This window comes from Enterobacter sp. MGH 4 (assembly GCF_000534735.1).
GTDB lineage: Bacteria > Pseudomonadota > Gammaproteobacteria > Enterobacterales > Enterobacteriaceae > Enterobacter > Enterobacter intestinihominis.
Window position 1 is genome coordinate 1,460,406 of sequence record NZ_KI973289.1, and the last position, 25,625, is coordinate 1,486,030.

The window sequence follows — 25,625 nt, forward strand, 5'->3', positions numbered from 1 at the left end:
AGATAAATTATGATATTTGGTTTTTTGCTTTATTTGTGATGGTGAGCATATTCGCAGGAAAATAAAAAAGGCGAGGACAGATATCCTCGCCTTTTTCAGGTTATGCAGGTTTTACTTGTTCAGCTCTGCCAGGCTCAGCCAGGTTTGCACCACGGTGTCCGGGTTCAGGGAGAGGCTATCAATCCCCTCATCCATCAGCCAGGCCGCAAAGTCTTCATGGTCAGAAGGACCCTGCCCGCAGATCCCGACATATTTACCCTGTTTCTTCGCCGCACGGATAGCCATGGAGAGCAGCGCTTTCACCGCCTCGTTACGCTCATCAAACAGCTCAGAGACAACGCCGGAGTCGCGGTCCAGGCCGAGCGCCAGCTGCGTCATATCATTCGAACCAATGGAGAAGCCGTCGAAGTGCTCCAGGAACTGCTCGGCCAGCAGGGCGTTGGACGGAATTTCACACATCATGATGATCTTCAGCCCGTTCTCGCCGCGCTTCAGCCCCTGACGCGCCAGCTCATCCACCACCGCTTTCGCCTGATCCACGGTACGGACGAACGGGATCATGATTTCCACGTTGGTCAGCCCCATGTCGTTGCGCACGCGTTTTACCGCTTCGCACTCCAGCGCGAAGCAGTCGCGGAAGCTTTCCGACACGTAGCGTCCGGCGCCGCGGAAGCCCAGCATCGGGTTCTCTTCTTCCGGCTCGTAGCGTTCGCCGCCCACCAGGTTGGCATATTCGTTGGACTTAAAGTCCGACAGACGCACGATCACGCGTTTCGGGTAGAAGGCCGCGCCGAGCGTGGCGATGCCTTCCGTCAGGCGGCCGACATAGAACTCTCTCGGCGAGTCGTAACCCTTCATCATCTCGCGGATTTCGTTTTGCAGCTTCGCGTCCTGGTCGTCAAACTCCAGCAGCGCGCGCGGGTGAACGCCGATCATGCGGTTGATGATGAATTCCAGACGCGCCAGGCCCACGCCTTCGTTCGGCAGGCAGGCGAAGTCAAACGCGCGATCCGGGTTACCGACGTTCATCATGATTTTCAGCGGCAGGTCCGGCATGGTATCCACGCTGGAGCTCTTCACGCTGAAGTCGAGGATATCGGCATACACGTAACCGGTATCGCCTTCGGCACAGGAGACCGTCACGTTCTGGTCGTCCTTCATGCGTTCGGTCGCGTCACCACAGCCGACCACCGCCGGGATCCCCAGCTCACGGGCAATGATAGCCGCGTGACAGGTACGGCCACCGCGGTTGGTGACGATAGCAGCCGCTTTCTTCATGATCGGCTCCCAGTCCGGGTCGGTCATGTCGGTCACCAGCACGTCGCCAGGCTGAATGCGATTCATCTCGCTGATGTCGTGGATCACTTTCACCGGACCGGCACCGATGCGGTGGCCGATTGCGCGGCCTTCCGCGACAATTTTGCCCTGCGCGTGCAGGGTGTAGCGCTCCATGACCTGACCGCGCGAACGGACGGTTTCCGGACGCGCCTGCACGATAAACAGCTTGCCGGTGTGTCCGTCTTTGGCCCACTCGATGTCCATCGGACGGCCATAGTGCTTTTCAATCTGCACCGCCTGCTTCGCCAGCTCTTCCACTTCGGCGTCGGTGAGCGAGAAGCGATCCCGCTGCTCCTGCGGCACATCTTCAATGGTGACCTGCTTGCCATGCTCTTGCGTCGGGGCATAGATCATGCGGATTTTTTTCGAGCCCATGGTGCGGCGTACCACTGCCGGACGGTTAGCCGCCAGCGTAGGCTTGTGCACGTAGAATTCGTCAGGGTTCACCGCCCCCTGCACCACCATCTCGCCCAGACCCCACGCGGAGGTGATAAACACCACCTGGTCGAAGCCGGATTCAGTATCGATAGAGAACATCACGCCGGAAGAGCCCACGTCGGAGCGCACCATGCGCTGTACGCCTGCGGAGAGCGCGACGCCGCGGTGGTCATAGCCCTGATGCACGCGATAGGAGATGGCGCGGTCGTTGAACAGGGAAGCAAACACATGCTTCACCGCCACCAGTACCGCCTCGTAACCCTGGACGTTGAGGAAGGTTTCCTGCTGTCCGGCGAAAGAGGCATCCGGCATATCTTCCGCGGTAGCGGAAGAGCGCACGGCAAAGGAGGCCTGCGCGTCGTCAGCGGAGAGCTGGTTGTAGGCGTCATGGATGGCTTTTTCCAGTTCCGGCTGGAAAGGTGTGTCGATAATCCACTGGCGGATTTGCGCCCCGGCTTTGGCAAGCTCGGTGACATCATCAATATCCGTTTTATCCAGCAGGTCGTAAATGCGCTGGTTTACACCGCTCTGGTCTAAAAACAGGTTAAACGCATCGGCGGTTGTGGCAAACCCGTTTGGTACGGAGACACCCATACCGGACAGATTTGTAATCATTTCACCCAGGGAGGCATTTTTGCCCCCAACTCTGTCTACATCATTCATGCCGAGTTGGTTATACCAAAGCACCAGCGGTGACGAGCCATTGTTGGACATCGAAACAATCCTTTTGTGATATTTGATCGGAGTAAGAAACACCTGACTACGTATTTATACTGGCATATTTATTTCCGCTAAAAAAACGGTGAATCGTGTAAGCAATTTAAATTTTCAACTTTTCGGACAGTTTCCCCGCACTCGCTAACCCGATGATTCCTATAGAATCCGTCAAAAACCATAGAAATAACGCCGCTAATCAGAAAATGAAATCCACTTTTCAGGAAAATCAAAAACACCATTTCATTTTAAATTCAGATAAGTTCTTTGCTGTGCAATTAACTTTTTTAATTTATGCTTTCAGGCAATTACGTACGCTATTCAGGGTGGATAAAATGGATAATGCTGTCGATCGCCACGTTTTTTATATTTCTGATGGGACGGCGATTACCGCCGAGGTGCTGGGACACGCGGTGATGTCGCAGTTTCCGGTATCGATAAACAGCATCACGTTGCCGTTCGTGGAAAATGAGAGCCGGGCCAAAGCGGTCAAGGACCAGATCGACGCCATTTACCAGCAGACCGGCGTTCGTCCGCTGGTGTTCTATTCCATTGTGATCCCTGAGATCCGCAACATCATTCTGCAAAGCGAGGGCTTCTGTCAGGATATCGTGCAGGCGCTGGTTGCACCCTTGCAAAGCGAGCTGAAGCTCGACCCGACGCCGATCGCTCACCGTACCCACGGGCTGAACCCCGGCAACCTGACCAAATACGATGCGCGTATTGCCGCCATTGACTACACTCTGGCGCACGACGACGGGATCTCGCTGCGCAATCTGGACCAGGCGCAGGTCATTTTGCTTGGCGTGTCGCGCTGCGGTAAAACCCCCACCAGCCTTTACCTGGCAATGCAGTTTGGCATTCGCGCCGCCAACTACCCCTTTATTGCCGATGATATGGACAACCTGGTGCTGCCTGCCGCGCTCAAGCCGCTTCAGCATAAGCTGTTTGGGCTGACCATCAACCCGGAACGACTGGCGGCGATCCGCGAAGAACGTCGCGAGAACAGCCGCTACGCCTCAATGCGCCAGTGCCGAATGGAAGTCTCCGAAGTCGAAGCGCTGTACCGAAAAAATCAGATCCCCTGGCTGAACAGTACCAACTATTCAGTAGAAGAAATTGCCACCAAGATCCTCGATATCATGGGACTGAATCGCCGCATGTACTAATATGCTAGTACATTAATCCAGTTTCAGTTATTATCATGCCATCCTCGGGGCGACGTGCCCCGAACTTGAAATCAGCAGGGATTGGTTTAAGGTGATGCCCATCACTTCCCGGTAGTCTGCCGATGAAGCAAAAAATTTCTGAGACATTCCATGAACAAAACCGACGAACTGCGCACCGCGCGCATTGATAGCCTGGTCACCCCGGCTGAACTGGCCCGGCTGCACCCCGTTTCCGACGAGGTGGCGGACCATGTGACGGCCTCCCGTCGCCGCATCGAAAAAATTCTCAATGGTGAAGACAAACGTCTTCTGGTAGTAATTGGCCCCTGCTCCATCCACGACCTGGACGCGGCGATGGATTATGCACAACGCCTTCAGACGCTGCGCGGCACGTATCAGGATCGCCTGGAGATCGTGATGCGTACCTACTTTGAAAAACCGCGTACTGTCGTGGGCTGGAAAGGATTGATATCCGATCCCGATCTGAACGGTAGTTACCGGGTGAATCACGGCATTGCGCTGGCGCGTAAGCTGCTGCTACAGGTTAACGAGCTGGGCGTGCCGACCGCTACCGAATTTCTGGATATGGTGACCGGACAGTTTATTGCCGACCTCATTAGCTGGGGCGCGATTGGCGCGCGTACCACCGAAAGCCAGATCCACCGTGAAATGGCGTCGGCGCTCTCTTGCCCGGTGGGCTTCAAAAACGGAACGGACGGCAATACCCGCATCGCCGTTGATGCCATCCGCGCGTCACGCGCCAGCCATATGTTCCTCTCCCCGGATAAAAACGGCCAAATGACCATCTACCAGACCAGCGGCAACCCGTTCGGACATATCATTATGCGTGGCGGTAAAAAACCGAATTACCATGCAGAAGATATTGCCGCCGCCTGCGAAACGCTGGCGGAATTTGACCTGCCGGAGCATCTGGTGGTGGATTTCAGCCACGGCAACTGCCAGAAACAGCACCGCCGCCAGCTGGACGTCTGCGATGAAGTCTGCCAGCAGATCCGCAGCGGCTCGACCGCCATTGCAGGAATTATGGCGGAGAGCTTTATCAAAGAAGGCACGCAGAAGATCGTCGCCGGACAGCAAATGGTGTACGGCCAGTCGATCACCGACCCGTGCCTGAGCTGGGAAGACAGCGAACGGCTGCTGGAGAAGCTGGCTTCAGCCGTGGACACGCGCTTTTAAAATCCTGCCGGGTGACGCTGCGCTTACCCGGCCTACGGTACGTGCCCTTCTCCCTCTCCCCATGGGAGAAGGTCGGGGTGAGGGCATCAGACCGCACCTCTCCCCCAAATTTGATCCCGTCACACAATTTTCATAAAAACGCTTGCCGTGAATTTGCAGTTTATTGATAATGATTATCATTGTTACATTGATTGTTATTTATAAACATTATGTCACCGACCGATAACAGCGCGGCAACGCCAGTAAAAACACACACAGCGCCGTCCCCTGCTCCCACCGATCGCCGAATCGACAGCAAAAGCCTGTTGGGTGAGGAGGGACGGGTCATTATCGAGCATGACGGCCAGCACTACCTGCTGCGCCAGACCAATGCCGGAAAACTGATCCTGACTAAATAATCCAGACAACACATTCGCCAGCCACCCAGGTGATCCCCAGGCAGCCAGCGCTTTTCAATTCTTATGGAGAGTTGCTATGCCACACCTGCAATCCGCGTCTTTACGCCCGTCTCTTCTGGCGCTGGCAATTGTCAGCACCCTGCCGGGCGTTGCGTTTGCCGCCACAGACGATATCACCGTTACCGCCACCGGCAACGCCCGCAGCGCCTTCGAAGCCCCCATGATGGTAAGCGTGATTGACACCACCGCGCCGGAAAACCAGACCGCCAGCTCCGCCGCCGACCTGCTGCGCAAGGTGCCCGGCCTGACGCTGGACGGCACCGGGCGCACCAACGGTCAGGACGTTAACCTGCGCGGTTACGACCGACGTGGCGTGCTGGTGCTGGTGGATGGCGTACGACAGGGCACCGATACCGGACACCTGAACAGCACGTTCCTCGATCCGGCGCTGATCAAACGTATCGAAGTGGTACGTGGCCCTTCCGCCTTGCTGTACGGCAGCGGCGCGCTGGGCGGCGTAATTTCATATGACACCGTCGACGCCAGCGATCTGCTGGACGCAGGTAAAAATAGCGGCTATCGCGTATTTGCTACCGGTGCAACGGGCGATCACAGCATCGGGATGGGCGCCAGCGCCTATGGCCGCACCGATACCCTGGACGGTGTGGTCTCCTGGTCCAGTCGCGATCGCGGCGACATTCGCCAGAGTGACGGCGCGAGGGCGCCAAACGACGAATCCATCAACAATATGCTGGCGAAAGGCAGCTGGAAAATTGATCCGGCTCAGACGCTGAGCGGCTCCCTGCGCTACTACAACAACGACGCGCAGGAGCCGAAAAACCCGCAGACCACGGATGCCAGCAGCAGTAACCCGATGACCGATCGTTCCACCATTCAGCGCGATGCCCAGCTTGGCTACCGCATTGCGCCAGCCGGAAACGACTGGCTGAACGCCGATGCGAAAATTTACTGGTCCGAAGCGCGGCTCAACGCCCAGAACATCGACGCCAGCGGCGAGTTCCGTAAGCAGACCACCAAAGGCGGCAAAGTGGAAAACCGCACCCGCCTGTTCAGCGACTCCTTCGCCTCGCACCTGCTGACCTACGGCGGGGAATACTACCGTCAGGAGCAACACCCTGGCGGCGCGACCACCGGCTTCCCGGACGCTAAAATCGACTTCAGCTCCGGCTGGTTGCAGGATGAGATCACCCTGCGCGACCTGCCGGTAACGCTTCTCGGCGGGACGCGTTACGACAACTACCGCGGCAGCAGCGACGGTTACGACGACGTGGATGCGGATAAATGGTCATCACGCGCCGGGTTAACTGTGAGTCCAACCGACTGGCTGATGCTGTTCGGCTCTTACGCCCAGGCCTTCCGCGCGCCAACGATGGGCGAGATGTATAACGACTCAAAGCACTTCTCTATCGGCAGCTTCTACACTAACTACTGGGTGCCGAACCCGAACCTGCGTCCGGAGACCAACGAAACCCAGGAGTTCGGTTTTGGGCTGCGTTTTGACGATCTGCTACTCGCCAACGACGCGCTGGAGTTCAAAGCCAGCTACTTCGACACCAAAGCAAAAGATTACATCTCTACCACCGTCGATTTTGCGGCGGCCACTACCATGTCCTATAACGTACCAAATGCCAAAATCTGGGGCTGGGACATGATGGCGACCTACTCGACCAGCCTGTTCAACCTCGACGTGGCCTACAACCGCACGCGCGGGAAAGATACCGACACGGGTGAATATATCTCCAGCATCAACCCGGACACCGTCACCAGCAAGCTGGATATCCCGGTGGCGCAAAGCGGCTTCTCCGTGGGCTGGATCGGCACCTTCGTCGAACGTTCAACGCACATCAGCAGCAGCTACAGCGAGCAGCCTGGCTACGCAGTAAATGATTTCTACGTCAGCTATAAAGGCCAGCAGCAGTTCAAAGGCGTCACCACCACCCTCGTGCTGGGGAACGCCTTCGACAAAGCCTACTGGTCACCGCAGGGCATCCCGCAGGATGGCCGCAACGGCAAGATCTTCGTCAGTTATCAATGGTAATTCCCTTCGGGGCAACGATTCAGAAGGATAAGATTATGGGTCACTACACACGCTGGCTTGAGCTTAAAGAAGAACATCCGGGTAAGTACGCCCGTGATATCGCCGGATTAATGCACATCAGCGAAGCAGAGCTGGCATTTGCGCGCGTTGGACACGACGCCTGGCGGCTGCGCGGTGAAATCCGCGAGATTCTGGCAGCGCTGGAGTCCGTGGGGGAAACCAAATGCATCTGCCGTAACGAATACGCCGTTCACGAACAGGTTGGAGCGTTTACTCACCAGCACCTCGGCGGTCATGCCGGGCTGGTGCTGAATCCGCGCGCGCTGGATCTGCGTTTGTTCCTCAACCAGTGGGCGAGCGCGTTTCACATTAGCGAAACGACCTCCCGCGGCGAACGTCAGAGCATTCAGTTCTTCGATCATCAGGGCGACGCTTTACTGAAGGTCTACACCACGGATCACACCGACGTTGCCGCCTGGGGCGACGTGCTGACCCGTTTTATCATTGCCGATAACCCCGCTCTGGCGCTGAAGGCTGTCGAAGCCCCCGCGCATTCCGACGGTGCAGATGCAGGCTCGGTGGAGAAAGAGTGGCGCGCCATGACCGACGTGCATCAATTCTTTAGCTTATTGAAGCGCCATAACCTGAGCCGCCAGCAGGCGTTTCGTCTGGTGAGTGACGATCTGGCCTGTAAGGTGGATAACAGCGCGCTGGCACAACTGCTGGAGACGGCGCAACAGGACGGAAACGAAATCATGATCTTCGTCGGCAACCGCGGTTGCGTGCAGATCTTCACCGGTGTGGTGGAAAAACTGACGCCCATGAAGGGCTGGCTGAACATCTTCAACCCAACCTTTACCCTGCATCTGCTGGAGGAGACTATCGCGGAGACGTGGGTTACGCGTAAGCCCACGGCAGACGGACACGTTACCAGCCTGGAGCTGTTTGCTGCGGATGGAACTCAGATCGCCCAGCTCTACGGGCAGCGTACCGAAGGCGAGCCGGAGCAGAGCCAGTGGCGCCGCCAGATTGACGCTCTGACGCCAGAAGGGCTGGCCGCATGAAAAACTGGTTTGCCCTGCTCTGCGCCCTGCCGCTGGTCGCCGTCGCCGCGCCGGAGAGAATTGTCGCCCTCGGCGGCGACGTGACGGAGATCGTCTACGCTCTCGGCGCGGAGTCTTCTCTGGTTGCGCGCGACAGTACCAGCCAGTGGCCGCAGGCGACAAACGCGCTGCCTGACGTGGGGTATCTCCGCCAGCTGAATGCGGAGGGAATTCTGTCCGTACGCCCGACGCTGGTGCTGGCAAGCGACCAGGCGCAACCCTCTCTGGCGCTGAAACAGGTTGAACAGAGCCACGTCCGGGTGGTTACCGTTCCCGGCACGCCTGACCTGCGCACGATTGACGAAAAAGTGCGGGTGATAGCCCAGGCGACGCATCATGAGGTGCAAGGGGAAACCCTGCGCAACTCGCTGCGTCAGGCGCTGGCGGCTCTGCCCTCAACACCGCTCAACAAGCGGGTGCTGTTTATCCTCAGCCACGGCGGAATGACCGCAATGGCGGCCGGGCAACAGACCGGCGCGGATGCGGCAATACGCGCCGCCGGGTTGCAGAACGCCATGCAGGGCTTTACCCGCTATCAGCCGCTCTCCCAGGAGGGGGTAATGGCCAGCCAGCCGGATCTGGTGGTGATTTCGCAGGACGGCCTTAACGCGCTGGGCGGCGAACAAAATCTGTGGAAACTGCCCGGCCTGGCGCAAACGCCAGCGGGGCGAAGCAAGCAGGTGCTGGCTATTGATGACATGGCCCTGCTGGGCTTCAGCGTCCGCACGCCGAAAGCCATACAACAACTGCGTGCCAGAGCGGAGCAACTGCCCTGATGTCCCGGCGCATCACGTTATCGTTATGGCTTCTGGCGGGGTTGCTTACCGTCATGACGTTCATGGCTACCGGTTTTGGGGCGTTACGCCTGCCGGTGAACGTGCTGTGGAGCGGCAGCGATGAGACGCTACGCCAGATCTGGCTCACCATCCGTCTGCCCCGCGTGCTGCTGGCGCTGGTGATTGGCGGGTCGCTGGCGCTCGCCGGCTGCGTCATGCAGGGGCTGTTTCGCAATCCGCTGGCCGACCCGGGCCTGCTCGGGATCAGCAGCGGTGCGGCGCTGGCCGTCGCCCTGTGGGTGGTGCTCCCGCTCTCGCTGCCCGCGCTGGTGATGCTTTATGCCCCGATGCTGGCGGCATTTTTTGGGGCGCTGGCAGCCACAGGCGTGATCTTCCTGCTCAGCAAGCAGCGTGACACCTCTCTGTCACGTCTGTTGCTGGTGGGTATCGCCATCAATGCCCTGTGCGGTGCGGCAGTGGGTGTGCTTTCGTGGGTCAGCAATGACGCCCAGTTGCGTCAGCTTTCACTCTGGGGAATGGGAAGTCTCGGTCAGGCGCAGTGGTCAACGCTGCTCGCCGTGATCTCGCTGATGGTGCCTGCCGCTCTGGCGATCTGGCGTTGTGCCAGCGCGTTAAATTTACTGCAACTGGGTGAAGAGGAAGCGCATTACCTCGGCGTGGACGTTGCCCTTGTACAGCGAATATTACTGCTATGCAGCGCTCTGCTGGTCGCTGCGGCTGTCGCCGTCAGCGGCGTGATTGGCTTTGTCGGACTCGTGGTGCCGCACCTGATGCGCATGTGGCTGGGCGCCGATCACCGGGCAACCCTCCCCGGCACGGTTCTCGCGGGCGCTTTTCTGCTGCTGGTGGCGGATACGGTAGCCCGCACTCTGGTCGCCCCGGCAGAAATGCCGGTCGGGTTGCTCACCAGCATCCTTGGCGCCCCCTGGTTCTTATGGCTCATTTTTCGTCGTGGAGAACAGCATGGCTGAACGTTATACGGCTGAAAATCTGACTTTTACCCGGTCTGGCCGCACGCTGACAGATAACGTTTCGCTGTCACTGTCGCAGGGAGAGCTGGTTACATTGATCGGTCCCAACGGCGCGGGGAAATCCACGCTGCTGCGACTGCTGACCGGCTACCTGAAACCCGACAGCGGCGGCTGTTCGCTGGCGGGGAAAGCGCTGGATGAATGGCACCCGGAGACGCTGTCCCGCTATCGGGCAGTGATGCGTCAGCATACTCAGCCTGGATTTGACTGGCTGGTGGAGGAGATCGTTGGAATGGGGCGTGCGCCCTGGTCGCCTCAACCTGAACCGTCGATTGTGCGTAAGGTGATGCAGCTGACCGGTTGCCTGCCGCTGGCTGGCAGACGTTATCATTCCCTCTCGGGGGGCGAGCAGCAGCGCGTTCAGCTCGCCCGCGCGCTGGCGCAGCTGTGGCGTGAGGGAACGCCGCGCGGCTGGCTGTTTCTCGACGAACCCACTTCAGCGCTGGATCTCTACCACCAGCAGCATTTGCTGCGCCTTTTGAAATCGCTGACCCGTCTGGGTCATCTTCACGCCTGCGTGGTGCTGCACGATCTTAATCTCGCCGCGTTATGGTCGGACCGGATCCTGCTGTTACACAACGGCAGGATTGTTTCTCAGGGCATACCGGAGACGGTATTGCAGGCCGACGCGCTGGCGCGCTGGTACGGTGCGCAGGTGCACGTCGGCAGACATCCGGCGCACGCCGCGCCGCAGGTTTTTCTCGCCCCTTAGCTTGAGCAGCTCACTTCCAGTCGCTTGCCCCAGTCCGGCGGGCGGCTGACATAGTCATCCTCCCGGTCAGCAAACGGCGTGCGCAGGGCGATATGCAGCCGATGCAGCTCGGCATAATCCCCCTGCTCTGCCTGCTCAATAGCCCGCTGCGCCAGCCAGTTGCGCAACACCATCGCCGGGTTAACCGCCTTCATCCGCGCCTGGCGGGTATCGTCATCAATCTGTTCCTGCTGTAAACGCGCCCGGTAAGTGGCAAACCAGTCATCAAACGCCTGTCGATCGATGAACTCGTCACGCAGCGGTGAAGCGGCGCTCTGCTGCGCAGTCTGGCTTAGTATACGGAAGGTTCGGGTATAGTCGCTGCCTTCACGCGCCATGATGGCAAACAGCCCATTCAGCAGCGCGTTATCGCCTTTTTCCTGCGTCATCAGCCCCAGCTTGTTGCGCATTAACACACCATATTCCCGCAGCAAAACCTCCTGATAGGTATCGAGCGCATCGTTCAGGGCATCGACGTCGATAAACGGCGACAGGCTTTGCGCAAGCCGCTGAAGGTTCCACAGCCCCACCGCAGGCTGGTTGTCGAAACGGTAACGCCCCTGATAGTCCGAATGGTTACAGATGTAACCCGGTTGATAGTCATCAAGGAAGCCGTACGGACCGTAGTCAAACGTCAGCCCTAACAGGGACATGTTGTCGGTATTCATCACCCCGTGGGCAAAGCCGACGGCCTGCCAGCGGGCAATCATTGAGGCGGTGCGCGCGACAATATCACGGAACCAGAGAACATAGCAGTCCGGTTCGTCTTGCAGGTGCGGCCAGTGACGTCGATGGGCGTAGTCGGCAAGCTGGCGGACTTTATCCGGCTCGCGGCGATAGTAGAAGTGTTCAAAATGACCGAAACGCAGATGGCTTTCCGCCACGCGGATCAGCATCGCCCCCTGCTCTATCGTCTCGCGGGCCACCGGCGTGTCGCTGGTGACAATGGACAGCGCGCGTGAGGTGGGGATCCCCAGGGCATGCATCGCCTCGGAAGCCAGACTTTCACGAATGGTTGAACGCAGCACCGCGCGGCCATCCCCCATGCGTGAGTACGGTGTTAACCCTGCCCCTTTCAGGTGCCAGTCGAGCGTTTCGCCATTCGGCAGAACCTGTTCACCCAGCAGGATGCCGCGACCATCGCCGAGCTGTCCCGCCCAGACGCCAAACTGATGTCCGCTGTAGACCTGAGCCAGAGGCTTCATGCCCGGAAGCAGCGTTTCGCCGCCCCAGACACCGGCGCCCTTTTCTGGCTGAAAAAGTGTCGAAGGGATGCCAAGCGAATCCGCTAATGCATCGTTATGCCAGATAAGACGCGCGTTCTGTAAAGGCGTGGGCTTAAGCGCGGTGTAAAAGCCGGGTAATTCATCGTGCCAGTGAGCAGTAAAAGACAGGGTCATAAGTCCTCCTGCTTTAAGTGTAGAGGGTTTCCCTTGACGTAAACACGGGCGAAGAAAGGGGTTATTGCTGAACGAGGGTCGTTACGCGTTCTGCCGGGACGGCAGGCCACAGGGTTCCCTGCATTGCGCCAAAATTGAAGGGCAGCACGCGTTGTAAGATGCCGTGATCGTCAATTCCCGAGACCATGACCGACTGACAATGCGGCGCGATCTGCCAGAGAATGGCGCGCATAAATGGCTCGAAAGAGAGCGCCGAGACGCGCTGATGAATAAAGTTTTTATCCAGAATCACCCGTTTGAACAGACCATCATAAACCGGTTTAAGGGATGCAGCCCCTGCACCAAAGTTAGCCAGCACTAAGGGGAAATGGATCGCCATTCTTGCAAGCGTCAGATCGTCTTTCCCGTTATTTAAACCTGGATAGTTCTCATTAACAGTAAACTCAAGAAACGGATAACGATCAAGGATTGAAACAGCGTTCTCATTAGTTAATAAAAACTCAACAATTGCAGGTGTAATATTGATCCATGCAATTAACTGATGCTGAATAAAAAATAGCTTACAGGTATCGAGTAATTGCAGTTTTTCCTGAAACAGCACTAATTCATCTTCCTGAGAAAGATGAGGGATAACCAGTTCAGTCGGGATTCGTACGTCCGTACCCACGCCAGTAAAGTTAACCAAAATCTCTAAACCTTTAAGCAAACCTGCACTATCACGCGCCGGAAGGAGTAAAAGTTCAGACTGGTAAGCATTATCTAGCGTAATAATCATCGCCCTTGTCCTGCATTAAAGATGAGAGAGAACATCCTGGAGCAATTGCAGGCACAATTCCACTGTCTTGATTTTAATAAGATTAATTTCATTCTTTCCGTATTAATTTTCAGATTTTTCCCTGAATCTAAAATAATCTTATCCTGGTTATTGAATAATAGCCAGTTTTAGATAAAACAGGCACATGCTGACAAAAATAAGTGGGCAAAAATTTTACTTTAATCCACCCGCAAGAAAAGCCTGACGTCTATTTTCACCGGCAGGCCCTCCGCACTGCATCTTTATGCAGCGGTTAAATACGCCTGGCCTGCCAGAAATTTTTACGCCAGTAAACATTATCGAGAGAGGAGCGCATTACGCCACGGCTGGTCGAGGCATGGATGAACTGATTATCGGTGTCATAAATGCCGACATGAAGGCCGCTTTCACCGGAACCTGTTTTAAAAAAGACCAGATCGCCGGGCAGGAGCTCGTCTTTATCAATTTCAGTGCCGATTTTCGCCTGCATACGCGTTTCACGCGGAAGCTGTAGGTCAAATTTATCGCGGAAAGTCATCAGCACAAATCCCGAGCAATCCACCCCGCCCCGGCTCATCCCGCCGTAGCGATAAGGGGTGCCGCGCCAGTTGCTGAGCTGATCGTTCAGGCTGGCAATGACCGTAATGGAATCGGAAAGCCGTGGGTTAGGCGGAGGTGCACGATGGCTGCTGCATCCTGCAAGAAATAGCGCCGCAACAAGGAGAAACCAGAATCGCATTTCAGACGAATCCTCTGCTTTTTTTGTTCTTTCGGTAATTTAGCGTGCATCTATGCGGCTGTGCAAGAAAGGTTATTCCTGCGCCGTGGAAATGAGCATCTTGTGGCCTTCAATATCCAGCCTCCGGAACGACATGTGGTAAGCACTCGCAAGATTGGGGGCCGTCAGCACGCTATCGCGCGTTCCGCTGGCAATCAGTTTGCCACGCGCCAGCAACCACACCCGATGCGCGTGGCGCAACGTATGGTTTAAATCATGGCTGCTCATCACAATGGCGATGCCCTTGCGACACAGCGCGCTGAGCAGAGTATCCAGCGCTGCCTGCTGGGCAACGTCCAGTCCGCTCATCGGCTCGTCCAGCAGCAGCAACCGCCCGTGAGGATTTCCCACCGGATGAACCTGAAGGATGACGGCGGCCAGACGCACGCGCTGCCATTCGCCACCGGAAAGCTGGCTGGCCTGTCGGGTGAGCTTATCGTCTAACCCGAGCGCCGCAGCAACGTCATGGAGCAATGCTACCTGATTTTTATCAGGCAGGTGCAGCGTCAGGTAGTGCCAGACGGGCATTGCAAAGGGCGGAACCTGCTGCTGAACCAGATAGCTTCGACGGGAGGCAAGTGTAGAGGGTAGCCAGTTGACGAGCGATTGCCCGAGAAAGGTAATCTCCCCTTCCCCGCGGGTCAGCCCCGCCATGCGCGCCAGCAGCGTGCTTTTTCCGGCGCCGTTAGGCCCAACCAGGTGAAGGATTTCACCTGCGTTGACTGCGGCGGTAACAGGCTCAAGACGTCCCTTCCCGGCAACGCCTGTGAGCTGCATCAGCAGCGTCATTATTTCGCCAGCGCCAGTTTGATTGATTCCATCACGATAGGATCTTCAGGCGTCATGTCAGGCGAGAAACGCTGCACGACCTGACCGTCACGGCCAATCAGGAATTTTTCGAAGTTCCACAGAATATCGTCCGGATAGAGCGGCGCGCGACCTTTGCTCGCCATACGCTCATAGAAACCACTCTCTTCAGGCGCAACGGCGGTCGGCGCCGCAGCCACCAGTTTGGCATACAGCGGATGTCGATTCTCCCCGTTCACATCAATTTTGCTGAACATCGGGAACGTCACACCATAGGTTGTGCTGCAAAAGGTCTTAATCTCCTCTTCGCTGCCCGGCTCCTGGCCCAGGAACTGGTTGCACGGGAAGCCGAGTACGGTAAAGCCGTCTTTTTCCCAGGCTTTATGAATGTTTTCCAGCTGTTCATACTGCGGCGTAAGGCCACATTTCGATGCCACGTTCACGATGAGCAGTACCTTGCCCTTGTAGCCTTCCAGCGTGGTTTTCTCGCCGTCAATGGTAGTCAGTTCGGTATTCAGAATATCAGACTGCATAGCATTCCCTCAGGTTGACTTACAGGTTGTGTTTTAACGTCCAGCTTTTAATAGTAGCCAGATAAAGACCGGTGCGCCCAGCGTTGCGGTCACCACGCCTATCGGCAACTCAGCGGCCGTCAGCGCAAGCCGGGCGATGATATCGGCAATCAGCAGCGTTGCCGCCCCGGCAACCGCCGAGGCCGGAAGCAGGGTTCGGTGGTCCGTAATACCGCACAGGCGCAGCATATGCGGGATCACCAGCCCAATAAAGCCAATCGCCCCCGCCAGCGCCACGCTTACGCCCACCATCCAGCCGATAGCGATAACCAGCACGTTGCGCCAGAAGCCAATCGGCATCCCGAGCTGGCGAGCAGACGTTTCGCCCAGCGCGAGAATATTAAGCGGCTGCGCCTGGAACGCCGTCCACAGGATGACCGGGATCAGGAGCACCATCAGCCACCCCTGACGCCAGTCAACGCCACCAAATCCCCCCATCATCCAGTACATTAACTGGCGCAGATCGAAAGAGGTGGAGAAGTAGACGGCCCATGTCATCAGCGCGCTACAGATGATCCCCAACGCTACCCCGGCAAGCAGCAGCCGGCTGGTGGATAAATGGCGACGAGCAAAGCGCAGAAGGATAAGGGTTATCAACAGCGCGCCAAGGATGGCGCTGAGGCTAATCCCCCAGGCGGAGAGCTCGCCTCCCCCCAGCATCACGGCGGCGATAAGCCCGACGCCTGCGCCATTCGACACCCCGAGAAGTCCGGGTTCCGCCAGAGGGTTTTCAAATAATGCCTGCATGATCGTGCCGCACAGCGCCAGCGCAGCGCCGACTAAAAGCACAGCCAGCGTCCGTGGCAGGCGGATCTGCCAGACAAAGAGCTGTCCCTCAGGCGTAAACCAGCTTTCCGGTCCCAGCCACCGATCGCCCGCACACAGGCTGACGGTGGTGGCGACAATCATCAGCACCCCGAGCAGACACAGGCGGCGGAGATCGGAGCGGTGCTGAAGACGGGCAAGATCAAGCATAGACGATAGGTTATCCGGTTGAGATATCATTGATTTTACGGCGGGTTTAGCAAATAGCGCAAAGAAAAAAGGCCGCGTGAGCGGCCTTTTTAGTTAGTTCATATTACTCTGCTTTGGGCGTTGCGTTTTCGACACGGCTTTTTAACTTCTGTCCGGGTCTGAAGGTCACCACGCGGCGGGCTGTAATGGGAATATCTTCCCCCGTCTTCGGGTTACGGCCCGGACGTTGGTTTTTGTCTCGCAAATCAAAATTGCCAAAGCCGGAGAGTTTAACCTGCTCACCATTTTCCAGAGCACGACGGATCTCTTCGAAAAACAGCTCTACCAGCTCTTTGGCATCCCGTTTGCTAAGCCCAAGCTTATCAAACAGATATTCTGACATTTCAGCTTTTGTAAGCGCCATAGGTTCAATCCCTCAATGATGCCTGGAATCGCTCTTTTAATGCCTCTACACATTTGGCGACGGTAGCGGCAATCTCCTCTTCTTCGAGTGTACGGCTGGTATCCTGAAGGATAAGGCTAATAGCGAGGCTCTTGAAACCTTCTGCTACGCCCTTGCCGCGGTACACGTCAAATAAGTTTACGCCAACTACCTGATTTACGCCAACTTTCTTACATTCGGCCAAAATATCTGCTGCGGGCACATTTTCAGCGACCACAACCGCGATATCACGGCGGTTTGCCGGGAAGCGTGAGACGTCCTTTGCCTGAGGAATGACGCGGTCTGCAACCGGGTTCCACTCCAGCTCGAATACGATGGTACGGCCATTCAGATCCAGCTTACGTTCCAGCTCCGGGTGAACAACCCCAATAAAACCAACACGTTTGCCGTCTAAATAGATCGCCGCACTCTGGCCCGGATGCAGGGCTGGAATCGCTTCTGCGCGGAATTCAATTTCGGATAATTTACCGGTCAGATCGAGAATCGCTTCCAGATCGCCCTTCATATCGTAGAAATCAACCGTCCCTTTTGCCAGGTCCCAGTGCTCTTCATAGCGGTTACCGCTAATGGCGCCGGCCAGCATGAGATCCTGACGGATGCCTAAATTGGCCTGAGTATCCGGTACAAAGCGCAAACCGCTTTCGAAAATACGCACGCGGTTCTGCTGACGGTTCTGGTTATAAACGATAGTACCCAGCAGTCCCGTCCACAGGGACAGACGCATCGCTGACATCTCGCTGGAGATCGGGCTTGGCAGGATCAGCGCTTCCTGACCCGGGTGGATCAGCTGTTGCAGCTTAGGATCAACGAAGCTGTAGGTGATCACTTCCTGGTAGCCTTTGTCGTTCAGCATGGTTTTCACACGCTTCAGTGACAGATCGGCTTCGCGATGGCTGCCCATCACCAGACCCGCCTGCACCGGCTCGTCAGGGATATTGTTGTAGCCGTACACGCGGGCCACTTCTTCCACCAGATCTTCTTCGATCTCCATGTCGAAACGCCAGGATGGCGCAACGGCTTTCCACTCATCCTGACCTTCAGTCACTTCGCAGCCCAGACGCGTCAGAATGTCGGTCACCTGCGCATCGGCAACGTGGTGACCAATCAAACGATCCAGCTTGCTGCGGCGCAGAGTAATGGTCGCACGCTTCGGCAGCGCCGCTTGGTTGGTCACATCGATAACCGGACCCGCTTCGCCGCCGCAGATGTCGATCAGCAGGCGAGTCGCACGCTCCATCGCTTTGTATTGCAGCGCAGGATCCACGCCACGCTCATAGCGGTGAGAAGCGTCAGTGTGCAGACCGTGACGGCGTGCGCGGCCGGTGATGGAGAGCGGGCTGAAGAACGCGCATTCCAGCAGGACGTTTTGCGTCTCGTCGTTGACGCCAGAGTGCTCGCCGCCGAAGATCCCGCCCATCGCCAGCGCTTTGTTGTGATCGGCAATTACTAGGGTGTCGGCGTTCAGTTTCGCTTCGCTGCCGTCCAGCAGAACCAGGGTTTCGCCCTCTTTCGCCATGCGCACAACAATACCCCCTTCGATACGATCTTTATCGAAGGCGTGCATTGGCTGGCCCAGCTCCAGCAGAACATAGTTGGTCACGTCAACCACAGCGTCGATAGAACGGATACCACAGCGACGCAGTTTCTCTTTCATCCACAGCGGGGTTGGCGCTTTAACGTTGATGCCTTTCACCACGCGACCGAGGTAGCGCGGACATGCGTCAGGGGCGTCAACCTGAATCGGCAGCACATCACTGATGGTTGCCTCAACCGGAGCGATCTCCGGCTCGTTCAGTTCGGTCTGGTTCAGAACGGCCACGTCGCGGGCTACACCGATGATACCTAAGCAGTCGGCACGGTTTGGCGTCACGCTGATTTCGATGGTGTTGTCATCAAGCTTCAGGTATTCGCGGATATCGGTACCCACTGGTGCATCCTGCGGCAGCTCGATAATCCCGGAGTGATCGTCGGAAATGCCCAGCTCGGAGAAGGAGCACAGCATGCCTTCAGACGGCTCACCGCGCAGCTTAGCCGCTTTGATTTTGAAATCGCCCGGCAGTACCGCGCCGACGGTCGCCACGGCTACCTTCAGGCCCTGTCGGCAGTTTGGCGCACCGCAGACGATATCCAGCAGACGGTCACCGCCCACATTGACTTTTGTTACGCGCAGTTTGTCGGCGTTAGGGTGCTGGCCACACTCAACCACTTCACCTACCACGACGCCGGTAAAGGCGCCAGAAACAGGATCCACGCCATCAACTTCCAGACCCGCCATGGTGATCTGGTTAGAAAGCGCGTCGCTGTCCAGCGTGGTGTTAACCCATTCGCGTAACCACAGTTCACTGAATTTCATTGTTCTTTCCTGCCCTTATTTAAACTGTTTGAGGAAACGCAGATCGTTTTCGAAGAACGCACGTAAGTCGGTTACGCCGTAGCGCAGCATGGTAAGACGCTCCATGCCCATACCGAACGCAAAGCCGGAGTATACTTCCGGATCGATACCTACGTTGCGCAGTACGTTTGGATGCACCATGCCGCAGCCCAGCACTTCCAGCCATTTACCGTTTTTACCCATCACGTCAACTTCCGCAGAAGGTTCAGTGAACGGGAAGTAGGACGGACGGAAACGAACCTGCAAATCTTCCTCAAAGAAGTTGTTCAGGAAATCGTGCAGTGTGCCTTTCAGGTTGGTGAAGCTGATGTTTTTATCAACAATCAGACCTTCCATCTGGTGGAACATTGGGGTGTGGGTCTGATCGTAGTCGTTACGGTATACGCGACCCGGCGCGATGATGCGGATCGGTGGAGCCTGCTCCTTCATGGTACGGATCTGAACGCCAGATGTCTGAGTACGCAGCAGACGGGTGGCGTCAAACCAGAAAGTGTCGTGGTCAGCGCGTGCCGGATGATGGCCAGGAATGTTAAGGGCATCGAAGTTGTGGTAGTCATCTTCAATTTCCGGGCCAGTCGCCACGGTAAAGCCGAGCTCACCGAAGAAACTTTCAATACGATCGATAGTACGGGTAACCGGATGCAGACCGCCGTTTTCGATACGGCGACCCGGCAGAGAAACGTCAATCGTTTCTGCCGCCAGACGCGCATTCAATACTGCGCTTTCCAGCTCGGCTTTACGTGCGTTCAGCGCCTGTTGTACCTGCTCTTTGGCTTCGTTAATCACTGCACCTGCTGCCGGGCGCTCCTCTGCTGGCAGTTCACGCAGGGTAGTCATCTGAAGGGTCAGATGCCCTTTCTTGCCCAGATATTCGACGCGGACATTGTCTAACGCGGCAACATCTGAGGCCTGGTTAATGGCGGCCGTTGCACTGGCAACCAGCTCTGCGAGATGTGACATGGTTTTCCTCATTATGTCGGTGCAGACACCGAATTGTTGGACGTAATCTCTCAAATTCAGGCACAAAAAAAGCCTCCATCGGGAGGCTTATCTGGCGCTGTTTTTCGTTTCATCTTTCACGCGCTAGCCTCCTGAAGTCAGGTGCTAAAGTAAAAGAAGAAGCGGAAAATAGCAGCATTCATGCTTGCGTTACCTTGTAGGGTAAAAACCGTTAAGACCTTATTGAAAAGCCTGGACGGGTAAATGTCAATCTTCTGATAAGGCGATATGAAAAGAGGGAACAAAGCCCCCTCTTTCAACTGGCTTATGCCAGTGCTGCTTTCGCTTTTTCGACCAGAGCGGTGAACGCTACTTTGTCGAATACTGCGATGTCAGCCAGGATCTTACGGTCGATTTCAACAGAGGCTTTTTTCAGGCCGTTGATGAATTTGCTGTAAGAAATACCGTTCTGACGTGCTGCTGCGTTGATACGCGCAATCCACAGTTGACGGAACTGACGCTTACGCTGACGACGGTCACGGTAAGCGTACTGACCTGCTTTGATAACAGCCTGGAAGGCAACGCGGTATACGCGTGAACGCGCACCGTAGTAGCCTTTAGCTTGTTTCAAAATTTTCTTGTGACGTGCACGTGCAATTACACCACGTTTTACGCGAGCCATGTGTGCTCTCCTGTATCTATTCTAAGTTAAAAAAGTTAAACGTTAACGACTTATGCGTACGGCAGGCACGCGATGACCAGGCCCAGATCGCCTTTAGAAACCATGGCTTTTGGACGCAGGTGACGTTTACGCTTGGTAGCTTTCTTAGTCAGAATGTGACGCAGGTTAGCGTGCTTGTGCTTAAAACCACCTTTACCGGTTTTTTTGAAGCGCTTAGCAGCACCGCGTACGGTCTTAATTTTTGGCATTTTAATAACTTCCACTTCGCATTGTTAAATAAACGAAACATAGGCGAACAAAACCTATGGGGCCCGAAGGCTCCACAGATTTTGCTGCTTGAAGGCCTTACTGTTTCTTCTTAGGAGCGAGCACCATGATCATCTGGCGGCCTTCGATCTTCGTTGGGAAGGATTCGACTACTGCCAGTTCACTCAGATCTTCACGGACGCGGTTAAGCACTTCCATACCAATCTGTTGGTGGGCCATCTCACGACCGCGGAAACGCAGCGTGATCTTGGCCTTATCGCCATCTTCCAGAAAGCGAATCAGGCTGCGGAGTTTTACCTGATAATCGCCATCGTCGGTACCAGGACGGAATTTGATTTCCTTAACCTGGATAACTTTTTGCTTCTTCTTCTGTTCCTTAGAAGATTTACTCTTTTCATAAAGGAACTTGCCGTAGTCCATAATACGACAAACTGGCGGTTCGGCGTTAGGGCTGATTTCAACTAAATCTACTCCAGCTTCTTCAGCTTTTTCGATCGCTTCTCTCAGACTCACAATCCCCAGTGGTTCACCTTCAAGATCTGTTAAGCGAACTTCCTGGGCGCGAATCTCGCCATTGATACGATTCGGACGTGCCGTTTGAACTCGTTTTCCGCCTTTAATACCTTATTCCTCCAGTTGTTGAAGACTGCGGCTGCGAATCTCTTGTTGCAGCTTCTCAATCACTTCACTTACGTCCAGGCTCCCCAGGTCTTTACCACGGCGGGTGCGAACGGCAACTTTGCCTGCTTCCACCTCTTTATCACCACAGACCAACATATACGGGACACGACGTAAAGTGTGCTCGCGGATTTTAAAGCCAATCTTCTCATTTCTCAAGTCTGCTTTTACGCGAATGCCCGCATTTTGTAGTTTCTGCGTCAATTCTTTAACGTAATCCGCCTGAGAATCGGTAATGTTCATCACAACTACCTGCACTGGCGCAAGCCAGGTTGGGAAGAAGCCCGCGAACTCTTCAGTCAGGATGCCGATGAAGCGCTCCAGTGAACCGAGAATCGCACGGTGAATCATAACCGGCACCTGACGCTCGTTGTCTTCGCCAACATAAGAGGCGCTTAAACGCTGCGGCAGGGAGAAGTCCAGCTGTACCGTTCCGCACTGCCATGCGCGATCGAGGCAGTCATACAGGGTAAATTCAATTTTTGGACCGTAGAATGCGCCCTCGCCCAGCTGGTATTCGAACGGAATACCGTTCTCTTCCAGCGCCACGGCGAGATCCGCCTCTGCGCGATCCCATGTCTCATCGCTACCGATACGTTTTTCCGGACGCGTTGAGAGTTTGACCACGATCTTCTCGAAGCCAAAGGTGCTGTACATATCGTAGACCATACGAATACAGGCGTTAACTTCATCACGTACCTGATCTTCAGTACAGAAGATATGCGCATCATCCTGAGTAAAGCCACGAACACGCATCAGACCGTGCAGCGCACCTGATGGCTCGTTACGGTGGCAGCTACCGAACTCCGCCATACGCAGCGGCAGATCGCGGTAGGATTTCAGACCCTGGTTGAAGATCTGAACGTGGCCCGGACAGTTCATTGGCTTGATGCAGTATTCACGGTTCTCAGACGAAGTGGTGAACATCGCATCTTTGTAGTTGTCCCAGTGGCCGGTTTTTTCCCACAGCACACGGTCCATCATGAACGGGCCTTTCACTTCCTGATACTGGTACTCTTTCAGCTTGGAGCGCACGAACGTTTCCAGTTCACGGAAGATTGTCCAGCCGTCGTTATGCCAGAACACCATCCCCGGCGCTTCTTCCTGCATATGATACAGGTCAAGCTGCTTACCGATTTTACGGTGGTCACGCTTAGCCGCCTCTTCCAGGCGTTGCAGGTACGCGTTCAGGGCTTTCTTATCGGCCCACGCGGTACCATAGATACGCTGCAACATTTTATTGTTGCTGTCGCCACGCCAGTAGGCGCCTGCGATTTTCATCAGTTTGAAGTGATGACAGAAGCGCATATTCGGCACGTGCGGTCCACGGCACATGTCGACATATTCTTCGTGATGGTACAAGCCAGGCTTGTCATCATGAGCGATGTTTTCATCAAGAATCGAGACTTTATAGCTCTCGCCGCGCTTCACGAAGGTTTCACGCGCTTCATGCCAGCTGACTTTCTTCTTGATGACGTCATAGTTCGTTTCGGCGAGCTCATGCATACGTTTTTCGAGCGCGTCGATATCTTCCTGTGTCAGGGTGTGGTCAAGGTCAACGTCGTAGTAGAAGCCGTTGTCGATAACCGGGCCGATCGCCATTTTGGTGTTGGGCCACAGCTGCTTAATAGCATGACCTAACAGGTGCGCACAGGAGTGACGAATTATCTCCAGACCTTCTTCGTCTTTCGCGGTGATGATCGCAAGCGTTGCATCGCTTTCAATCAGATCGGACGCGTCTACCAGCTCACCGTTTACGCGGCCTGCAATGGTTGCTTTTGCGAGTCCAGGACCGATATCCAGTGCAACATCCATTGGGCTTACAGCGTGGTCGAAATGGCGTTGGCTGCCATCAGGAAGAGTAATTACAGGCATTTTATATCCTTATTTGCAGTGATGCCCCACACATAAGAGCATATACAAAGAAAATAATCGTGATTAAACAGTAGATTACGAAACCATCTGACCAACAATCGTCAAATTGGTTCGTCATCATGCACCTGCCGATTCAGATAAATGCGGATTTACGGCAAGCAGCGTAATGGTAACACTATTAACAGGGCGAATGCACCTTCCCGCGACCGATTTGAACCGCTCATCCTTATGTCTGCGTTCATGAACTTTTGTTGACGGGGGCTCGCAATCCGAAAGTGCTGAGCTATTCTTGATCTGGTCCTTAAACATCGAAGGGGTATCACATGAATGTATCGAGCAGAACCGTTGTGATATTGAATCTACTTTCCGCTGCTGGTCTGGTATTGATACTGGCCGACAGATTCCACTGGTTTTAAGCCGAACCGCTGTTCTGGCATAACCTGTTGTCCCGGGTAAAGCGCTTTCTGGCGCAGACTTTGGTAGACTAAGGGTATCAACTGACAAGGATTGGGTTATGCCAACAAAAAGATTTGCCGTTAAGCACTGGAAAATGGTCGTGGTGTTAATCGCTATTTGCGGCGCGATGTTGCTGCTGCGTTGGGCCGCGATGATCTGGGGCTAATATTATGTCAGCGAAAACGTGCCGTGAATTTACTGAATAAATCTTAACTATCTTTACGATAATTTATGGTCCAAAACCGGTACGTCATAATCCGGTTTTCGCCAGGCTGTGACAGCGTATATATTCCATCACATGTGGCGGTTGAAATATCAGGACCACTCACCCGCCACCAGCTTGTGTACATCAAATGCATCATTCATTGACTGGCCGGTAGACTGGGAGCCAGGGGCAATGTTGGAGCCTGCTTCAACATCAGAGGCTTTAGCGATCCCGACTGGGCTGTTAACGTCACTGGCAGGTTGCGTCATATTATCAGCAGCAAATACGCCAAATGAAAGTGCGGAAAGCACCATCGCTGCTGTAGCGGTTTTGATTTTTTTCATAATTCTGTTCTCATACTTAATTAATGCAGAAATGCCTGAGGCGAGTTTTTTGCCTGTGCCGTAAGTGTAGATCTGGATCACACTTTTGCCTAGGCAAATTATTTATCAAATCGTGTCAAATAAACTGAATAAGGCCTAGTCGCCTAATTATGGAGAAATTATGAAGACGAAAGCATGCCTATTATTTCAAAACGCCGTTTAATATAAATAAGCACAGTTTCAAAAAATAAAAAACAGGCCGAGAATAGTCCCGGCCCGAAGAAATTACATTTTATAACCTAAAGAAATCGTGGTTCGGCGATCGGTATGTTCCGGCGCGGAATCAGGCGGTGAAGAGTTCCAGGTTACGTTGTACGCCACCTTGAGTCCAAAGTGTTCGTTGATAGCCACGTTCAACGCACTTTCAGAGTTCAGCGTTGTATCTTCAGCACCAAACACCGACACACCCTGGGTGAATTTCGCGTTGTCAGTCATTTGCCATGCGTAGGTGCCCGATGCATAACCCAGCGGCTGGGTTTCATCTTCGCCGTTGGTGTACTCGTCGTAACGGACACCCGGACCGAATTCAAAACGGAGGCTGTGCACCGGTCCATTCAGGAACTGACGACCATAACCCGCAGTCATGACATCGCGCTGGCGATAGCCGTTGTAGCGGTCAGTAAGCCAACTCGCCTGCCCGAACAGGTAGTCATAATCTGTCATGTTGTAACGGCTACGCCCACCTACCGCGTATTTCTCAGAGGAGCGTTCATCGTTAGCAGATGTGTTGCTGGCATTGCCCCACAGCGACCAGGCCGTGGTGTTGCCGTACCAGGTCAGGGTGCTGTCTGCGGTCATGGAGGAGCTTTTCGTGTTACCGGATTGCGCCAGATACCCGGCATTCACGTTACCTTCAAAGGGTTTTTTGGCAGTGGAGGGATCGTCCATGACAGTAAAAACGGTATCATCGGCGGTTGCATTCAGTGACGCAAATACGCCACCCGCCAGCATCAGTGCTGCGGGTACTGTCTTCAAAAGCTTCATTT

Annotated in this window: 27 protein-coding genes and 1 other annotated feature; of the genes, 10 read left to right on the forward strand and 17 right to left on the reverse strand. The window is 55.2% G+C overall.

Features of this window, described 5'->3' with window-relative positions:
- Window positions 1–111: 111 nt before the first annotated feature.
- Window positions 112–2,490 (reverse strand): phosphoenolpyruvate synthase, encoded by a 2,379-nt coding sequence (gene ppsA / locus L350_RS15550; protein WP_023305974.1) that lies wholly within the window; start codon window positions 2,488–2,490, stop codon window positions 112–114.
- 335 nt (window positions 2,491–2,825) lie between these two features.
- Here ppsA and ppsR point away from each other — a divergent pair, with 335 nt between their 5' ends.
- The 8 genes from ppsR (at window position 2,826) to L350_RS15510 (ending at window position 10,956) form a co-directional block, all read left to right on the forward strand.
- Window positions 2,826–3,659 (forward strand): posphoenolpyruvate synthetase regulatory kinase/phosphorylase PpsR, encoded by an 834-nt coding sequence (gene ppsR / locus L350_RS15545; protein WP_017384644.1) that lies wholly within the window; start codon window positions 2,826–2,828, stop codon window positions 3,657–3,659.
- A 150-nt stretch (window positions 3,660–3,809) separates the two neighbouring features.
- Window positions 3,810–4,856: a 3-deoxy-7-phosphoheptulonate synthase AroH gene (gene aroH, locus L350_RS15540; protein ID WP_022647851.1), complete on the forward strand. Its 1,047-nt coding sequence runs from the start codon at window positions 3,810–3,812 to the stop codon at window positions 4,854–4,856.
- Window positions 4,857–5,065: 209 nt separating this feature from the next.
- On the forward strand, window positions 5,066–5,254 hold the full coding sequence (gene hemP / locus L350_RS15535) for a hemin uptake protein HemP (protein WP_022647850.1): 189 nt from the start codon (window positions 5,066–5,068) through the stop codon (window positions 5,252–5,254).
- A gap of 76 nt (window positions 5,255–5,330) precedes the next feature.
- Window positions 5,331–7,313: a TonB-dependent hemoglobin/transferrin/lactoferrin family receptor gene (locus L350_RS15530; RefSeq protein WP_032624389.1), complete on the forward strand. Its 1,983-nt coding sequence runs from the start codon at window positions 5,331–5,333 to the stop codon at window positions 7,311–7,313.
- 35 nt (window positions 7,314–7,348) lie between these two features.
- Entirely contained in the window at window positions 7,349–8,377 is a 1,029-nt protein-coding gene (gene chuS, locus L350_RS15525; protein WP_032624871.1) for a hematinate-forming heme oxygenase ChuS, read from the forward strand.
- Entirely contained in the window at window positions 8,374–9,192 is an 819-nt protein-coding gene (locus L350_RS15520) for a heme/hemin ABC transporter substrate-binding protein (RefSeq protein WP_032624390.1), read from the forward strand. Before chuS ends, L350_RS15520 begins: the two co-directional genes overlap by 4 nt.
- Window positions 9,192–10,184 carry a FecCD family ABC transporter permease gene (locus L350_RS15515; protein ID WP_023299913.1) on the forward strand — a complete coding sequence of 331 codons (993 nt, stop codon included), beginning with the start codon at window positions 9,192–9,194 and terminating at the stop codon, window positions 10,182–10,184. The genes L350_RS15520 and L350_RS15515 overlap by 1 nt, the downstream gene beginning before the upstream one ends.
- A complete protein-coding gene (locus L350_RS15510; protein ID WP_032624391.1) occupies window positions 10,177–10,956 on the forward strand; it encodes a heme ABC transporter ATP-binding protein in 780 nt (259 codons plus the stop codon). The genes L350_RS15515 and L350_RS15510 overlap by 8 nt, the downstream gene beginning before the upstream one ends.
- Here L350_RS15510 and selO read toward each other — a convergent pair.
- From selO to thrS, 14 genes are all read right to left on the reverse strand, one after another.
- Entirely contained in the window at window positions 10,953–12,395 is a 1,443-nt protein-coding gene (gene selO / locus L350_RS15505; RefSeq protein ID WP_032624392.1) for a protein adenylyltransferase SelO, read from the reverse strand. The genes L350_RS15510 and selO overlap by 4 nt on opposite strands.
- Before the next feature lie 61 nt (window positions 12,396–12,456).
- A complete protein-coding gene (locus L350_RS15500) occupies window positions 12,457–13,170 on the reverse strand; it encodes an EAL domain-containing protein (RefSeq protein ID WP_022647843.1) in 714 nt (237 codons plus the stop codon).
- Window positions 13,171–13,462: 292 nt separating this feature from the next.
- A complete protein-coding gene (locus L350_RS15495) occupies window positions 13,463–13,927 on the reverse strand; it encodes an NlpC/P60 family protein (RefSeq protein WP_015570730.1) in 465 nt (154 codons plus the stop codon).
- Between the two features lie 72 nt (window positions 13,928–13,999).
- The gene (gene btuD, locus L350_RS15490; RefSeq protein WP_022647841.1) at window positions 14,000–14,755 is read right to left on the reverse strand and encodes a vitamin B12 ABC transporter ATP-binding protein BtuD; all 756 of its coding nucleotides are present in this window, start codon (window positions 14,753–14,755) and stop codon (window positions 14,000–14,002) included.
- Window positions 14,755–15,306, reverse strand: a complete 552-nt coding sequence (locus L350_RS15485; protein ID WP_032624393.1) for a glutathione peroxidase — start codon at window positions 15,304–15,306, stop codon at window positions 14,755–14,757. Before L350_RS15485 ends, btuD begins: the two co-directional genes overlap by 1 nt.
- A 33-nt stretch (window positions 15,307–15,339) precedes the next feature.
- Complete coding sequence (btuC, locus tag L350_RS15480) at window positions 15,340–16,320, reverse strand: vitamin B12 ABC transporter permease BtuC (RefSeq protein WP_023305965.1); 981 nt, start codon at window positions 16,318–16,320, stop codon at window positions 15,340–15,342.
- Between the two features lie 103 nt (window positions 16,321–16,423).
- Entirely contained in the window at window positions 16,424–16,723 is a 300-nt protein-coding gene (gene ihfA / locus L350_RS15475) for an integration host factor subunit alpha (RefSeq protein WP_003857805.1), read from the reverse strand.
- Between the two features lie 4 nt (window positions 16,724–16,727).
- Window positions 16,728–19,115, reverse strand: a complete 2,388-nt coding sequence (pheT, locus tag L350_RS15470) for a phenylalanine--tRNA ligase subunit beta (protein ID WP_032624394.1) — start codon at window positions 19,113–19,115, stop codon at window positions 16,728–16,730.
- A gap of 15 nt (window positions 19,116–19,130) precedes the next feature.
- A complete protein-coding gene (pheS, locus tag L350_RS15465; protein ID WP_022647837.1) occupies window positions 19,131–20,114 on the reverse strand; it encodes a phenylalanine--tRNA ligase subunit alpha in 984 nt (327 codons plus the stop codon).
- A gap of 62 nt (window positions 20,115–20,176) precedes the next feature.
- Window positions 20,177–20,301 (reverse strand) — a sequence feature (Phe leader region).
- A complete protein-coding gene (gene pheM / locus L350_RS24545; RefSeq protein WP_001386830.1) occupies window positions 20,252–20,296 on the reverse strand; it encodes a pheST operon leader peptide PheM in 45 nt (14 codons plus the stop codon). (Overlaps the previous feature by 45 nt.)
- A gap of 117 nt (window positions 20,302–20,418) precedes the next feature.
- Window positions 20,419–20,775: a 50S ribosomal protein L20 gene (gene rplT / locus L350_RS15460; RefSeq protein WP_000124850.1), complete on the reverse strand. Its 357-nt coding sequence runs from the start codon at window positions 20,773–20,775 to the stop codon at window positions 20,419–20,421.
- A gap of 50 nt (window positions 20,776–20,825) precedes the next feature.
- Window positions 20,826–21,023, reverse strand: a complete 198-nt coding sequence (gene rpmI / locus L350_RS15455; protein ID WP_001124225.1) for a 50S ribosomal protein L35 — start codon at window positions 21,021–21,023, stop codon at window positions 20,826–20,828.
- A 97-nt stretch (window positions 21,024–21,120) separates the two neighbouring features.
- Window positions 21,121–21,663, reverse strand: coding sequence for a translation initiation factor IF-3 (infC, locus tag L350_RS0122255; protein ID WP_059443439.1), 543 nt, complete (start codon window positions 21,661–21,663; stop codon window positions 21,121–21,123).
- 3 nt (window positions 21,664–21,666) lie between these two features.
- Entirely contained in the window at window positions 21,667–23,595 is a 1,929-nt protein-coding gene (gene thrS, locus L350_RS15450) for a threonine--tRNA ligase (protein ID WP_006809077.1), read from the reverse strand.
- A 323-nt stretch (window positions 23,596–23,918) separates the two neighbouring features.
- Here thrS and yncL point away from each other — a divergent pair, with 323 nt between their 5' ends.
- Together yncL and yniD are read left to right on the forward strand one after the other, a co-directional pair.
- Entirely contained in the window at window positions 23,919–24,011 is a 93-nt protein-coding gene (gene yncL / locus L350_RS23105) for a stress response membrane protein YncL (protein WP_071785204.1), read from the forward strand.
- Window positions 24,012–24,109: 98 nt separating this feature from the next.
- Window positions 24,110–24,217 (forward strand): small membrane protein YniD, encoded by a 108-nt coding sequence (gene yniD / locus L350_RS24190; RefSeq protein ID WP_003857815.1) that lies wholly within the window; start codon window positions 24,110–24,112, stop codon window positions 24,215–24,217.
- 149 nt (window positions 24,218–24,366) lie between these two features.
- On the opposite strand, the gene L350_RS0122260 is transcribed toward yniD, so the two are convergent.
- Both L350_RS0122260 and L350_RS15445 read right to left on the reverse strand, forming a co-directional pair.
- Window positions 24,367–24,600, reverse strand: coding sequence for a YdgH/BhsA/McbA family protein (locus L350_RS0122260; protein WP_032622263.1), 234 nt, complete (start codon window positions 24,598–24,600; stop codon window positions 24,367–24,369).
- Between the two features lie 264 nt (window positions 24,601–24,864).
- Window positions 24,865–25,623, reverse strand: a complete 759-nt coding sequence (locus L350_RS15445) for a DUF481 domain-containing protein (protein WP_022647833.1) — start codon at window positions 25,621–25,623, stop codon at window positions 24,865–24,867.
- Window positions 25,624–25,625 lie beyond the last annotated feature (2 nt).